The organism is Kitasatospora sp. NPDC056446 (assembly GCF_042796115.1).
Lineage (GTDB): Bacteria > Actinomycetota > Actinomycetes > Streptomycetales > Streptomycetaceae > Kitasatospora.
Window position 1 is genome coordinate 45399 of the sequence record NZ_JBHTRF010000033.1, and the last position, 13168, is coordinate 58566.

General features: G+C 74.0%; 12 protein-coding genes. 10 read left to right on the forward strand and 2 right to left on the reverse strand.

Annotated features, from left to right (window positions below; genetic code table 11):
* Positions 1-297 precede the first annotated feature (297 nt).
* From ACFQ6N_RS21510 to ACFQ6N_RS21525, 4 genes are all read left to right on the forward strand, one after another.
* Positions 298-1008: an urease subunit gamma gene (locus tag ACFQ6N_RS21510; protein ID WP_380651184.1), complete on the forward strand. Its 711-nt coding sequence runs from the start codon at positions 298-300 to the stop codon at positions 1006-1008.
* Positions 1005-2726, forward strand: coding sequence for an urease subunit alpha (locus tag ACFQ6N_RS21515; protein ID WP_380651187.1), 1722 nt, complete (start codon positions 1005-1007; stop codon positions 2724-2726). Before ACFQ6N_RS21510 ends, ACFQ6N_RS21515 begins: the two co-directional genes overlap by 4 nt.
* A gap of 92 nt (positions 2727-2818) precedes the next feature.
* Entirely contained in the window at positions 2819-3862 is a 1044-nt protein-coding gene (locus tag ACFQ6N_RS21520; protein WP_380651190.1) for an agmatine/peptidylarginine deiminase, read from the forward strand.
* 80 nt (positions 3863-3942) lie between these two features.
* Complete coding sequence (locus ACFQ6N_RS21525; protein ID WP_380651193.1) at positions 3943-4542, forward strand: TetR/AcrR family transcriptional regulator; 600 nt, start codon at positions 3943-3945, stop codon at positions 4540-4542.
* A 604-nt stretch (positions 4543-5146) separates the two neighbouring features.
* Here the strand turns inward: ACFQ6N_RS21525 and ACFQ6N_RS21530 are convergent.
* Positions 5147-6868, reverse strand: a complete 1722-nt coding sequence (locus ACFQ6N_RS21530) for a hypothetical protein (protein WP_380651196.1) — start codon at positions 6866-6868, stop codon at positions 5147-5149.
* Positions 6869-7197: 329 nt separating this feature from the next.
* Here ACFQ6N_RS21530 and ACFQ6N_RS21535 point away from each other — a divergent pair, with 329 nt between their 5' ends.
* The 4 genes from ACFQ6N_RS21535 (at position 7198) to pth (ending at position 10305) form a co-directional block, all read left to right on the forward strand.
* Entirely contained in the window at positions 7198-7872 is a 675-nt protein-coding gene (locus ACFQ6N_RS21535) for a hypothetical protein (RefSeq protein ID WP_380651199.1), read from the forward strand.
* Between the two features lie 102 nt (positions 7873-7974).
* On the forward strand, positions 7975-8640 hold the full coding sequence (locus tag ACFQ6N_RS21540) for a DUF3105 domain-containing protein (protein WP_380651202.1): 666 nt from the start codon (positions 7975-7977) through the stop codon (positions 8638-8640).
* Positions 8641-8762: 122 nt separating this feature from the next.
* The gene (locus ACFQ6N_RS21545; RefSeq protein ID WP_380651282.1) at positions 8763-9392 is read left to right on the forward strand and encodes a DUF305 domain-containing protein; all 630 of its coding nucleotides are present in this window, start codon (positions 8763-8765) and stop codon (positions 9390-9392) included.
* A 163-nt stretch (positions 9393-9555) separates the two neighbouring features.
* A complete protein-coding gene (pth, locus tag ACFQ6N_RS21550; RefSeq protein ID WP_380651204.1) occupies positions 9556-10305 on the forward strand; it encodes an aminoacyl-tRNA hydrolase in 750 nt (249 codons plus the stop codon).
* Here the strand turns inward: pth and ACFQ6N_RS21555 are convergent.
* Positions 10302-11834: an MFS transporter gene (locus tag ACFQ6N_RS21555; RefSeq protein WP_380651207.1), complete on the reverse strand. Its 1533-nt coding sequence runs from the start codon at positions 11832-11834 to the stop codon at positions 10302-10304. The two genes, pth and ACFQ6N_RS21555, sit on opposite strands and share 4 nt — an antisense overlap.
* Positions 11835-11978: 144 nt before the next feature.
* On the opposite strand from ACFQ6N_RS21555, the gene ACFQ6N_RS21560 reads away from it, so the two are divergent.
* Entirely contained in the window at positions 11979-12485 is a 507-nt protein-coding gene (locus tag ACFQ6N_RS21560) for a MarR family winged helix-turn-helix transcriptional regulator (protein ID WP_380651210.1), read from the forward strand.
* Between the two features lie 115 nt (positions 12486-12600).
* Complete coding sequence (locus ACFQ6N_RS21565) at positions 12601-13152, forward strand: GNAT family N-acetyltransferase (protein ID WP_380651213.1); 552 nt, start codon at positions 12601-12603, stop codon at positions 13150-13152.
* Positions 13153-13168 lie beyond the last annotated feature (16 nt).

Here is a 13168-nt window from a genome sequence, read left to right on the forward strand (position 1 = left end):
GCGCCCCCTGCCCCGCTCCCCGGCCGCCTCCCGCTCGCCGTCCGTCCGCCGCTCGTCCGCCCAGGGCCCGCTCACCCCCATCCCCCGCCCAGGGGGCCGAACCCGCGCGGAGCGGCAACGCTGGACAGGGCGGCCCGGTCCGGGTTCAATGGCCCGAGATGTTTGAACGGCGTTCTAACATCACTCCCAGGAAGCCCGGGCCCCCACCCGGGCCCCACCCAGGCCTCACCCGAATCCCCCCACCCCCGAGCCCCCGAGCCCCCGAGCCCCCTCCCCGGCGACCGTGAGCGAGGAACCGTGCGACTGACCCCCACCGAGCGGGACCGGCTGCTGATCTTCACGGCGGCCGAGCTGGCCCGCACCCGCCGCGCCCGGGGCGTACGCCTCAACATCCCCGAGGCCACCGCCCTGATCGCGGACACCGTCTGCGAGGCCGCCCGCGACGGCCGGCGCCTGGCCGAGGCCGTCGAGGCCGGCCGCTCCGTCCTGACCGCCGACGACGTGCTGCCCGGCGTGCCCGACGTGGTCACCGTCGTCCAGGTCGAGGCCGTCTTCGACGACGGCACCCGCCTCGCCGTCGTCAACGACCCGTTCCGGGGCGCCGGCTCGCTCGGCGACGAGGCCCCCGGCGGCGCGCTGCCCGGCGACGGCGCCGGCTACGACCCGGTCGAGGAGACACTGCTGCTCCCCGTCCACAACACCTCCGGGGTGCCGATCTCCGTCACCTCGCACTTCCACTTCTTCGAGGCCAACCCGCGGCTCGCCTTCGACCGCGCCGCCGCGTACGGCACTCACCTGGCCGTCCCGGCCGGCTCCTCGGTGCGCTTCGACCCGGGCGCCACCGTCGAGGTCGGCCTGGTCCCGATCGGCGGCGAACGGGTCGCGATCGGCTTCGCCGGGCTCGTGGACGGCCCCCTGGACGCGCCCGGCGCGAAGGAGGCAGCGCTGGCCAAGGCGCGCGCGACCGGCTACCTGACCGGCTTCGACGACTCGGAGGTGCCGTCGTGACGGCCATCACCCCCCACGACTACATCTCCGTCCACGGCCCGCGCGCCGGCGACCGGATCCGGCTCGGCGACAGCGGCCTGATCGTCCGCGTCGAGTCCGACTCCCAGGCGCCCGGCGACGAGTTCCTGGCCGGCTTCGGCAAGACCGCCCGCGACGGCCTGCACCTCAAGCCCGCCGCCGTCCGCGACACCTGCGACGTCGTGATCAGCAACGTGCTGGTGATCGACGCGGTCCAGGGCATCCGCAAGACCTCGATCGGCCTGATCGGCGGCCGGATCGCCTCGATCGGCCGGGCGGGCAACCCCGACACCCTCGACGGGGTGGACGTGGTCGTCGGCACCGGGACGACGATCGTCTCCGGCGAGGGCATGATCGCCACCGCCGGCGCCGTCGACACCCACGTCCACCTGCTCTCGCCGCGGATCATGGAGGCCTCGCTGGCCTCCGGCGTCACCACGATCATCGGCCAGGAGTTCGGCCCGGTCTGGGGCGTCGGCGTCAACTCGCCCTGGGCGCTGCGCCACGCGTTCAACGCCTTCGACGCCTGGCCGGTCAACATCGGCTTCCTCGGCCGCGGTTCGTCCTCCGACCCGGCGCCGCTCGTGGAGGCGCTGGCCGAGGGCGGCGCCTCCGGCTTCAAGGTGCACGAGGACATGGGGGCGCACACCCGCGCACTGGACACCGCGCTACGGGTCGCCGAGGAGTACGACGTCCAAGTCGCCCTGCACACCGACGGGTTGAACGAGTGCCTGTCCGTCGAGGACACCCTCGCGGCGCTGGAGGGCCGGACCGTCCACGCCTTCCACATCGAGGGCTGCGGCGGCGGACACGTCCCCAACGTGCTGAAGATGGCGGGCGTGCCGAACGTCATCGGCTCCTCCACCAACCCCACCCTCCCGTTCGGCCGGGACGCGCTCGGCGAGCACTTCGGCATGATCGTCTCCGCGCACGACCTCAAGGTCGACCTGCCCGGCGACGCCGCCATGGCCCGCGACCGGATCCGGGCCGGCACCATGGGCGCCGAGGACGTGCTGCACGACCTCGGGGTCATCGGGATCACCTCCTCCGACGCCCAGGGCATGGGCCGGGCCGGCGAGACCGTCCGCCGCACCTTCGCCATGGCCGGGAAGATGAAGGCCGAACTCGGCCCGCTCGACGGCACCGGCTCGTACGGCACGACGGAGGGCGGCGACGACAACGAACGGGTGCTGCGCTACATCGCCAAGCTGACCATCAACCCGGCCATCGCCCACGGGCTCTCGCACGAGGTCGGCTCGATCGAGATCGGCAAGCTCGCCGACATCGTGCTGTGGCGGCCGGACCACTTCGGCGCCAAACCGCAACTCGTCCTCAAGTCGGGCTTCCCCGCGTACGGCGTGACCGGCGACCCCAACGCCTCCACCGACCGCTGCGAACCACTGGTCCTGGGGCCCCAGTTCGGCGCCCACGGCGCGACCGCCGCCGACATCTCGGTCGCCTTCGTCGCCCAGGCCGCCGCCGACGGCGCCTACCTCGACTGCCCCGCCGACGGACTGCCCACCCGCCGCCGCCGCGTCGGCGTCCGGGGCACCCGCGGCATCGGCCCCCGCGACATGGTCCGCAACGCCCGCCTCGGCCGCGTCGACGTCACCGAGACCGGACTGGTCTCCCTGGACGGCTCGCCACTGCGCTCCGAACCGGCCGACAGCGTCCCGCTCAGCCGCCTCTACTTCCTCTGACCCACCGCCGGCCTGCCGCCGGACCTCTGCCGGACCTCCTTCGTACTCCTTCGTAATCCTCCGAACTCCTCTGACCCGTATAGGACTTCACGATGACCACCCCCACGCCCGCCTCGCTCGGCTACCGGATGCCCGCCGAATGGCACCCGCACGACCGCACCTGGATGGCCTTCCCCACCACCAACCCCACCTTCGACAGCCCGGAGGCCCTGCACGCCGCCCGCCAGGCCTGGGCCGCCGTCGCCGACACCATCGTCGGCTACGAGCCCGTGACGCTGATCGTCAACACCGGTGAGACGGACGAGGCCCGCAAGTACGTCTCCGAGCGGGTCGAGATCGTCGAGCGCCCGCTGAACGACGCGTGGATGCGCGACATCGGCCCGTCCTTCCTGATCGACGGCAAGGGCTCGGTCGCCGCCGCCGACTGGATCTTCAACGGCTGGGGCGCGCAGTCCTGGGCCCGCTGGGACAAGGACGAGCAGATCGCCGAGCACATCGGCGAACTGACCGGGGTCCGGCGCTTCGCCTCCCGGCTGATCAACGAGGGCGGCGGCATCCACGTCGACGGCGAGGGCACCGTACTGGTCACCGAGACCGTCCAACTCGGCGAGGGCCGCAACGCCGACTGGACCAAGGAGGAGGTCGAGGCCGAGCTGCACGCCTTCCTCGGCACCACCAAGGCGATCTGGCTGCCGCGCGGACTCACCCGCGACTACGACGAGTTCGGCACCCGCGGGCACATCGACATCGTCGCCTCCTTCGTGCGCCCGGGCGTCGTGGTCGCCCACGTCCAGCCCGACCCCTCCCACCCGGACCACGAGGTCTGCCGGGAACTCGTCGCCGTCCTGCGCGCCTCCACCGACGCGCGGGGCCGGCAGCTGGAGGTCATCGAACTGCCCGCCCCCACCGTCCTGCTGGACGAGGACGGCGAACCGGTCGACTACTCCTACATCAACCACTACGTGGCCAACGGCGCCGTGATCCTCTGCGCCTTCGCCGACCCCCGCGACCAGGAAGCCGCCGCCATCCTCGGCCGCGCCTACCCGGGCCGCACCGTCGAACTCGTCGACGCCCGCGAGATCTTCGCCAACGGCGGCGGCATCCACTGCATCACCCAGCAGCAGCCCCAGGCGTGACCCCGGGGTGGCCGGAGCGGGAGCCGCCGCCCCCGCTCCGGTAACCTCCGAACCTCCGTCCCACCGAGGGAGCACCACACATGGCGGACCCCCGCCCGCGCCGCCCGGCACGCCCGCGCGAGGAGGTCTTCGCCACCGCCCGGGCCGCGATCGCCGAACACGGGCTCGCCCGACTCACCATGGCCGGGCTCGGCAAACAGCTCCAGATGAGCGCCGGACACCTGCTCTACTACTTCGGCAGCAAGGACCAACTGCTGCTGGAGACCCTCCGCTGGAGCGAGGACCAGCTCGGCGCCCGCCGCCGCGACACCCTCGCCGACCGCACCCTCGACCCCTGGCAGCGCCTCGACGCGTACCTGCGCCTCTACCTGCCCGAAGGGGCCGGGGACCCGCGCTGGATCCTCTGGGTCGAGGTGTGGGGACGCTCCCCCGCCAGCGCCGAGATCCGGCAGGGGCAGCAGGAGATCGAGGCGCCCTGGCAGGCCGACCTGGTCGCCCTGATCGAGGACGGCACCGCCACCGGGCACTTCACCCCGGGCCCCGCCGCCGACCGCGCCACCCAGATCCGCGCCCTCCTCGACGGCCTCGCCGTCCCCATCGCCATCGGCCTCCCCGACACCCACCCCCCGACCGCCCTCACCCAGGCCACCACCGTGGCCGGCATCCTCCTCCGCACCTGAGCGCGGCTCGGGGGCGGGGGCGGGGGAAATATGTAGACCGGTCTACTGATTCGCCCCTCCACCGGGCCCAGCCACCCCGCACCTGCACCCCGACGCCGCACCCGCACCCGCACCCGCGGCCACACGCGCGCGAGAAGTCGGCCAGTCCGACTTCTCGCGCAGCCCGCTGCCGCGCTTCTCCGTGCGGTGCGGCGGGAGGAAAAATATGCAGACCGGTCTACTGATTTAGCTGTGAGCCACAGATTGCCGGGTAGCCGAATGGCCACGTGCACAGGAAGTCGACCTGCCCGACTTCCTGCGCAGCGACCGTCATCCGCTCCAGCAAAATAGGTAGACTGGTCTACTAATTTTTCCCTCTCGCAGGCGCGGCCGCTCCGTACGTGACGCCCTGCTCGCGCGAGAAGTCGGCCCGTCCGACTTCTCGCGCAGCCGGTGCCGTGGGAGGGGTCCAGGAAATATGTAGACCGGTCCAGAGATTTTTTCCCGGGCCGCTGCTGGAGCCCCGGCGCAGAAAGTCGGCCTGGTCGACTTCCTGCGCACAGGTCCGCTCGCCGGGCGGGGCCGGGCGGGACGTGAGGCGTGAGGCGTGGGGAGCGGTCTGCGGTCACTCGGTCCAGATGGCGGCGGCGGTGCGGTCGTCGGCGTAGCCCTTGGCGCGTACCTGGACCTGGCGCAGGAAGTCGACGGTGCCCGGGGGGTGCGGGTGGGCCCAGTGGGTGGAGAGGAAGTGGGCGACGGCCGGTTCGTCGGCGATCGGGCGGGCCAGGCCGGGGGTGCAGAGGAGCAGGATGTCCCCCAGGGTCGCCGGGACGAGCCGGAAGCGGAACGGCCGCGGGTCCGGGACCGGGGCCTCGGCCACCGGCGGCTGACCGTCCGGGTGGTGCAGCAGCCGGGCCGCGTACGCGTCGATCCAGTGGCCGGAGCGCAGCAGGTAGAGGCCGCCCGGGCCGACGCCGAATGCGGCCCGGTAGCCGGCCTCCGGGTCCAGCGACACCATCAGGCAGTGCAGCGACGCCGGTGACGGGGTGTCGTCCCCCTCCCCCCGGGGCGCCAGCGCGCGCAGCGGGGCGGCGGCACCGGTGGCCAGCCGCTGGAGGCCGTAGCGGAGCCGGTCCCGGGCGCCGTCGCGCAGGTCGGCGGCCAGTCCGGTCCGGCTGCGTCCGATCGCGGCGGCGAGTTGGCGGCACGCCTCACCGGCGGCGGTGGCGACGGCCTCCGGGGTGACCGCGTCGTCCTCGGCCCCGCCGGTCCGTTCGAAGCCGCCGAGGACGGCGAGCAGCAGTCCGTCGGGCCCGTCGCCGAACCGGGTGACCAGCAGGGAGTCCCGGCGCGGCTCGCCCCGGTAGCGCGCGGAGTCGCCCCGGACGGAGACGGCCCGCAGCACGGACGGCCCGTACTGCGCCCCCTCCAGCACGGTGTCCGGTACGAGCGAGCGGAGCGCGCCCGGGTCCGCCTCCGGTACGGACGTCGGCTCGGGCCCGTACGTCGGGGGGCGCTCGCCGACGTGCGGGACGGCGGCCCCGCCGTCGGCGAGCGGCGCGCGGACGGCCAGACGGGGGTCGGGGATGGTGGCGGTGGGAGGCAGCGGCTCCGGGGCGGGCTCGGGCGCCGGGGCATGGTCGGGCTCGGGTTCCGGGGCCGGGGCCGAGACGGGTTCTTCGGCTGCCACAGGCGCTGCGGGCGCTACGGGCGTTTCGGCGGCGGGCTCGGGCTCGGGAGCGAGTTCCGGCTCCGGCTCAGGAGAGAGTTCCAGCTCCGGCTCGGGAGCGAGTTCCGGCTCGGGCTCCGGCTCGGGAGCGGGCGGCGGGGTGGGCTTCTCCAGCGAGAGTGGCTCCGCCTCCGGCTCCGGAGCGGGCTCTGCCGCCAGCGCCGGCGCCGGCTCCGACTCTGTCACGGGAACCGGGGCCGGCGCGTCGTCGGCGGGCGAGGGCGCCTTGGACCGGGGGGTCTCCGTGGGCGTCCGCTGGCGCCCGATCCCCTCCGCCCCGCCGATCACACCGACTGCGGTGTCGAACCAGTCGTCCAGGATGTCCCGGCTGTCCGACGCCACCGCCTGCACCGGTTCCGGCTCGGACGCCGACTCCGGCTCCGACACCGGCTCCGAGACCGGCTCCGACACTGGTTCCGGCTCGGACACCGGTTCCGGCTCCGCCGACCGCTGCTGTCCGATGAGCCCGGCCGCCGTGTCGAACCAGTCGTCGACGCTGCCGTCCCCCGGGTCCGCGTCCGGGGTGTCCGGGAGGGTGCCCGCCGGGCCGTCGTAGACGGTGTCCCACCAGCCGTCGTCGGGCCGGTGGGGCTGTGCGGGTGCACCCTGTGCGCTCATCTGGCGGCTCCTGGTGGGTCAGTGGTCGCGCCGCCCCCGGCGGGCCGAGCTCGACGTCATTGTTCTCCACGTGCAACGACCCTGTCCGGGTTTCGACGACAACCGGTCACCCATCGGATCATCCCGGCCACCGCGCCGACCTGCCGGTTCGTCGGCCGCGCGGCGTGGGTGCGGGCGGGGTCGTCACCGCCTGGTTCGTTTCCGTTCCGTCCGTGCTTGCCGGATGTGCCCGGAGCAGGGTGTTTCCTGGTCATCCGGGCACGTCGGCCCCTGAAAATGAGGGCCGATGGGGGGCATCGCTTCACTCGTTCGGCTGATTAAATGTGCGCATGACCGCGTCGGCCCCCAGCTCACCCCGACCGGGGAGGGCCGCACCGGCGGGCCACCCGGTGGGTGCGCTGTTGGTCCTGCTGATCGTCGCCCTGTTGACGATGCTGCCCTGCGCGGGCCAGGCGAAGGCGTTGGACGGGTCCGCCCATCCGGTGCCGGCCCCGGCTCCGGTCAGCGCCGTCTCCGTCATCAGCGTCGAGGTAGCGACCGGACAGGCGCCCCACTCCGGCCACGCCGCGCAGACCACCAGGCCCGCCAGGGCCGCGAAGCTCGCCGAGCCCGAACCCGAGCCCGAGCCCCGGACCGAGCCCCGGCCCGGGGCCGAGCCCGCAACCGGCAAGGCCGCGAAAGCCGCACAGGCTGCAAAGGCCACGCAGGCCACGCAGGCCACGAAACCTTCGAAGGCCTCCGAGCACCACCGGATCGCCGAGGACCAGGGTCACTGGATCCTCTGCACCGCCGACGGCGAGCCCCCGCGCAACAACGGCTGCTCCAGCCACCCGTTCTGCCCGCAGGACGCCCAGCTGCCGAATCCGCCGCCGCACCCGCAGCCCGCCGTGACCCCGGTGACCCAGCCCGCGCCCGAGGCGCTGCCCCGGGTGGCGCCCGCCGGTCTGCTGGACGGTTCGCACCCGGTGCCCGACCTGCACGAGCTCCAGGTCCACCGGTCCTGAGCGGAACCCACCGCCGGCCCTGCCGCCGGCGGATCCGCCCTGCCCCACACTCCAGCTGACCGCTGCCACCGACCGGTGCGCGGCGGGGACAAGGACACCACCATGGGTTCCGCATCGAAGCAGTCCAACAAGTCCGGCGGCAAGCAGGTCGGTCTCGACCGCCGCGCCCGGATAGCCGAGCTGCGCGCCGTCGAGCAGCGCCGCGACCGCCGCAACAAGATCATCGCCTCGGTGGCGGCCGGCGTACTGGTGGTCGGCGCGATCGCCACCGGCACCTGGGTCGTCATGGACCAGAACCAGAAGAAGAAGGACAAGGAAGCCGCCGCCAACGCGGACATCCCGGGCGTGAAGACCTTCGGCGACCTGACCCGCAACCACGTCAAGGACAAGGTCACCTACCCGATGACCCCGCCGGTGGGCGGCGACCACAACGCCATCTGGCTGGACTGCATGGGCCACGTCTACGACCAGCCGGTCGAGAACGAGCGCGCCGTCCACTCGCTGGAGCACGGCGCGGTCTGGGTGACGTACAACGGCAAGGCCACGCCGGACGACATCAAGACGCTGTCGGACAAGGTCAAGACCACCCCGTACTCGCTGATGAGCCCGTACCCGGACGAGCAGGGCACCATCACCCTGAACGCCTGGAGCACCCAGCTGATCGTGGACAGCGCCAGTGACCCCCGGGTGGGCCAGTTCTTCACCAAGTACGTCCAGGGCAAGCAGACCCAGGAGCCCGGCGCCTCCTGCACCATGGGGCAGATGTGACCGGCGGCGCGGGCTGCCCGGAGGGGGCCGCGGCCGAGGACGCCCTCGGGAAGGCGGCGGAGGCCGTCACCGGGGCCGCCACCGCCGAGGACGGTCCGACGACCGCCCCCCGCCGTCGGCGCATGTGGTGGCCGGCCGCGCTGGCCGCCGCCGTGGCGCTGGCGCTCGGGGTGCCGGCCCTGGTGGCCGGCGGGACCTCCGCCTCCGGCACCTCCCTGTCCGTCCCGGCGGACGACTCGCCGGAGGCCGGGTTCGCCCGCGACATGGCGACCCACCACCAGCAGGCGGTGGACCTGTCGTTCGCGGTCCGGGACCGCACCAGCGACGAGCCGACCCGCACCCTCGCCTTCGACATCATCAACACCCAGGCCAACCAGCGCGGGATGATGATGGGCTGGCTGGACCAGTGGGGGCTCACCCAGCACTCGGGCGCCAAGCCGATGGCGTGGATGAAGATGGGCCACGACTACCAGGCGCACGACGGTTCGCTGATGCCCGGGATGGCCACCAATACCCAGATCGCGAAGCTGCGTTCGCTGAGCGGCCGGGACGCCGAGGTGTTCTACCTCCAGCTGATGATCGAGCACCACAAGGGCGGCGTCGAGATGGCCCAGGGCTACGTGGACCTGGCCAGGAACGACACCGAGAAGCGGCTCGCGCAGTCGATGGTGATCGCCCAGACCTCGGAGGTCCAGCTGATGACCGACATGCTCCAGGAGCGCGGCGCCGCCCCCGGCGTGCCCGCCTCCTGACCGGGCGCACCCACCGCCCGGACCAGCCCGTCCCCGGCTTGCCCCCCGGTTTGCCCCCGCCCGAAACGCTCGTTCCCCGGACGGCCGGGGCTCGGCCGACGGTCCCGTACCGTCCCCGCCGAGCCCCGGCCGTCCGCCGTTCCAGTCCCGCGGAGACCCTCGCATGACCCCCGACGCACCCGGTGCCCGCACCGCCCCCTCCGGCTCCCGCGCCCCTGGCTCCCGCGCCTCCGTCGCCCGGGCCTCCGAAGCCCCCTGGCTGATCGCCGGGCTGGGCAACCCCGGCCCGTGGTTCCGGCTCACCCGGCACAACGCGGGCTTCCTGGCCGTCGACCGGCTGGCCGAGCGGCACGGCGTCCGCTTCCGCCGGCGCGGCCTCGCCACCCTGGTCGCGGAGACCGAGGTGGACGGCCGGACGGTACTGCTGGCCAAGCCGCTGTGGTTCATCAACCTGTCCGGCCGCCCGGTGGCCGGGCTGCTGCGCCGCTACGGCGTGCCGGTCGAGCAGTTGGTGGTGGTGCAGGACGACCTGGACCTCGCCTTCGGTGCGGCCAAGCTCAAGCGCGGCGGCGGGCCCGGCGGCCACAACGGGGTGCGTTCGGTGGGCGAGGTGCTCGGCACCCGCGACTTCGTCCGGCTGCGGTTCGGCATCGGACGGCCGCCGAAGGGGCAGAGCATCGGCGACTTCGTGCTGAAGAAGTTCTCGGACGACGAACTGGCCGCGATGCCGGGCGAGTTGGACCGTTGCGCGAACGCCCTGGAGACCCTGGTCCGGCTCGGCCTGAACCGGGCCCAGGACGCCCTGAACGCCCCCGCCGCCCAGGAACCGCCGACCCGGGACTCCCAGACTCAGGAACCGCCGGCTCAGGAACCGCCGGCCCCGGAACCATCGGCCCCGGAACCCGTGGTCTAGGAACCCGCGCTCCGGGGTGGCCGGGTGAGCAGCGCCGCCGCCGCCGCGACCACGGAGAGGAGCAGCAGCACCGTCCGCCCACCGGACGCAGCGCCCGCCAGGTGGACACCGAGGACGGACAGCGCCATGCCGAGCGCCGTACCCAGGCTGCGCGCCATGTTCACCATGCCGCCGCCGACCGCCGAGCACTCCGCCGGTATCGCCCGCATCACCAGCGCGTTGTTGGCGGGCAGCAGCAGGCCCAGCCCGTACCCGGCGACCAGCAGCGGGGCCGCCGACGCGGCCGAGGGCGGCAGCAGCGCGAACAGCAGCAGCCCGCAGGCCGCGAGGGCCGCGCCGAAGCGGCACCTGGTGACGTCCGACCAGCCCCGGGGCAGCAGCCCGCCGCCGACCGTCGCGGCGAACGCGAACGCGGCCGGCAGCAGGGTGACCAGCAGTCCCGCCCGGGCCGTCGAGACGCCCGCGCCGGTGAGCAGTACGGGGCCCAGCACCAGCGGGCAGAACAGCAGCAGGTAGCCGATCAGGGCCACCGCCAGGCCGGACCGCACGCCCGGGGTGTTGACCAGCCCGGGTGCCAGGATCGGCCGGGCGGCCCGCCGCTCCTGGCGCACCAGCGCCGCCGTGAGCACGGCGGCCGCGAGGAACAGGGCGGCGACGGCCCAGCCGGGCAGCGGCAGGCCGGAGGCGGCGGACAGGGCGAGCAGCAGCGCCGTGGTCGCGCCGGTGAGCAGCAGCATCCCGGGCAGGTCGAACCGGGCGTCGTCCGGCCGCCGGGACCGGAACCGGGCTCGGGGTCGGGGTCGGGGTCGGGGCAGAGGCTGGGACTGCGGCCGGGGCGCGCCGCCCGTCCGGGGCCGGGGCACGACGGCCGGCCAGGGCACGACGGCGCCGCCCGGCCGGTCCGTCCGAGTGCGGGGCAGCAGGTACCAGCCGGCCAGGATGCCGAGCACGGCGATCGGCACGTTGACCCAGAACACCCAGCGCCACGAGGCGTGTTCGACCAGCAGCCCGCCGACGCTGGGCCCGAGCGCCAGTCCGAGGCCCTGGGCGGCGGCCTGGATGCCGAGCGCGCGCCGCATCGCGTGCCCGGGGACGCCGCGCGCGACCAGGGCCACGCTGTTGGCCTGCATCATCGCCGCGCCGACGGCCTGGAGGGCGCGGCAGCCGACCAGGATCCAGAGGCCGCCGGCGAATCCGGCGCCGAGTGAGGAGAGGCCGAAGACGGCGAAGCCGCCGATGTACATCGTCTTGCGGCCGACCAGGTCGGACAGCCGGCCGATCGGGGCCAGCAGGGCGACCAGGACGAGCAGGTAGGCGAGGGCGACCCACTCGACGGCGGCGAAGCCCGCGTCGAAGTGGCGGCCGATGGCGGGGAAGACCAGGGCGATGACGCTGGCGTCGAGTTGGCCGAGGAAGGCTCCGAGGCAGACCGTGCCGACGGCCAGCCAGTGGGCGTGGCGCCAGTCGGCGATGCCGCGCGGCCGGGGCCGCTCGGTGAGCAGCCGTGCGGCGAGGGCGGTGGCGGTCATGTCACGAATATATCGGATGCAGACATGTTCTTTCTACGAGCAGATCGCCATACGATACGAAGCGTCTCGCCGTCCGCCCACCCCCCGTCCGAGGGGCGGACCACGCCCCCGGAAGGGCCCGTACCAGGCGATACGCTGTCCGCCATGCCGTCGTCACCGCACGTTCCCGACCCCGCCACCGAAAGCCCGGACCCGGCGGTCGAGCACGCACGGCGGCTGACCGACACCGTCACCCGGCTTCGCCGCGCCCTGCGCAGCAGCATCCGCACCGACTACCCGTGGGAGTCCCTGCCGATGGCGCAGGTCGAACTCCTCCAGACCCTCGCCGCCGCACCCCTGCGGGTCGGCGAACTGGCCGCCCGGCAGCGGCTCGCCCCCAACACCGTCAGCGGACTGGTCGGCAAGCTCCTCGAAGCCGGCTTCGTGGACCGCCAGGCCGACCCTGGCGACCGCCGCACCGCCCGGATCGCCCTCACCCCCGCCGGCCGGCGCCAGCTGGACGACTGGCAGCACGCCCACGAGCGCCGCATCGCCGGCGCGCTCCGCACCCTCGACCCCGCCGACCGCGAGGCCGTCGTCCACGCCCTGCCCGCGCTGGAGCAGCTCGCCCGCGCCCTCGCACAGCCGGGAACCGGCACCGACCAGGGCTGAACCCGCCCGGGGCCACCGGCTCCCGGCTCCCCTGCCTGCCTCCCTACCGCCCTACCGCCCCGCCGCCCCGGAAACCGCTGGTCACCGGGGCCCGCCGACCGCTACCGTCCCCGCCATGACCACAGCACGGACAGACGCCGCGGCACCGACGGACCGCTCGGCGCGGGTACGGATCGAACCCTGGACGGATGCCGACCTCGCACTGCTGCGCCGGGTCAACACCCCGGAGATGAAGAAGCACGTCGGCGGACCGGAGACCGAGGAGCAGGTGCTCGTCCGGCACGGCCGCTACCTGGACTTCGTCCCGTCCGGCCTCGGCTGCATGTACCGGATCGTGCTGCTGCCCGAGGGCGAGCCGGTCGGCACGGTCGGCTACGGCACCCGGACCTGGCAGGGCGGGACGGTCCACGAGATGGGGTGGAACGTCCTGCCCGGCTTCCAGGGCCGGGGCATCGCCGTCGCCGCCACCCGCGCCGCGGTCGCGGCCGCCCGCCGCGAGGCCGCCCACCGGTACCTGCACGCCTTCCCGTCGGTGGACAACCCCGCCTCCAACGCGGTCTGCGAGAAGGCCGGGTTCACCCTGCTCGGCGAGACGGAGTTCGAGTTCCCGCCCGGACGGTTCATGCGCAGCCACGACTGGCGGGTGGACCTGCACGCTTCGGAGTGACCAGGCGCCCCGAGCG

Bases quoted from the DNA above. Each gene is read 5' to 3' on its own strand.
- ACFQ6N_RS21520 (WP_380651190.1), top strand. From the start codon at position 2,819: ATGACCACCCCCACGCCCGCCTCGCTCGGCTACCGGATGCCCGCCGAA.
- ACFQ6N_RS21525 (WP_380651193.1), top strand. From the start codon at position 3,943: ATGGCGGACCCCCGCCCGCGCCGCCCGGCACGCCCGCGCGAGGAGGTC.
- ACFQ6N_RS21530 (WP_380651196.1), bottom strand. From the start codon at position 6,868: ATGAGCGCACAGGGTGCACCCGCACAGCCCCACCGGCCCGACGACGGC.
- ACFQ6N_RS21535 (WP_380651199.1), top strand. From the start codon at position 7,198: ATGACCGCGTCGGCCCCCAGCTCACCCCGACCGGGGAGGGCCGCACCG.
- ACFQ6N_RS21540 (WP_380651202.1), top strand. From the start codon at position 7,975: ATGGGTTCCGCATCGAAGCAGTCCAACAAGTCCGGCGGCAAGCAGGTC.
- ACFQ6N_RS21545 (WP_380651282.1), top strand. From the start codon at position 8,763: ATGTGGTGGCCGGCCGCGCTGGCCGCCGCCGTGGCGCTGGCGCTCGGG.
- pth (WP_380651204.1), top strand. From the start codon at position 9,556: ATGACCCCCGACGCACCCGGTGCCCGCACCGCCCCCTCCGGCTCCCGC.
- ACFQ6N_RS21555 (WP_380651207.1), bottom strand. From the start codon at position 11,834: ATGACCGCCACCGCCCTCGCCGCACGGCTGCTCACCGAGCGGCCCCGG.
- ACFQ6N_RS21560 (WP_380651210.1), top strand. From the start codon at position 11,979: ATGCCGTCGTCACCGCACGTTCCCGACCCCGCCACCGAAAGCCCGGAC.
- ACFQ6N_RS21565 (WP_380651213.1), top strand. From the start codon at position 12,601: ATGACCACAGCACGGACAGACGCCGCGGCACCGACGGACCGCTCGGCG.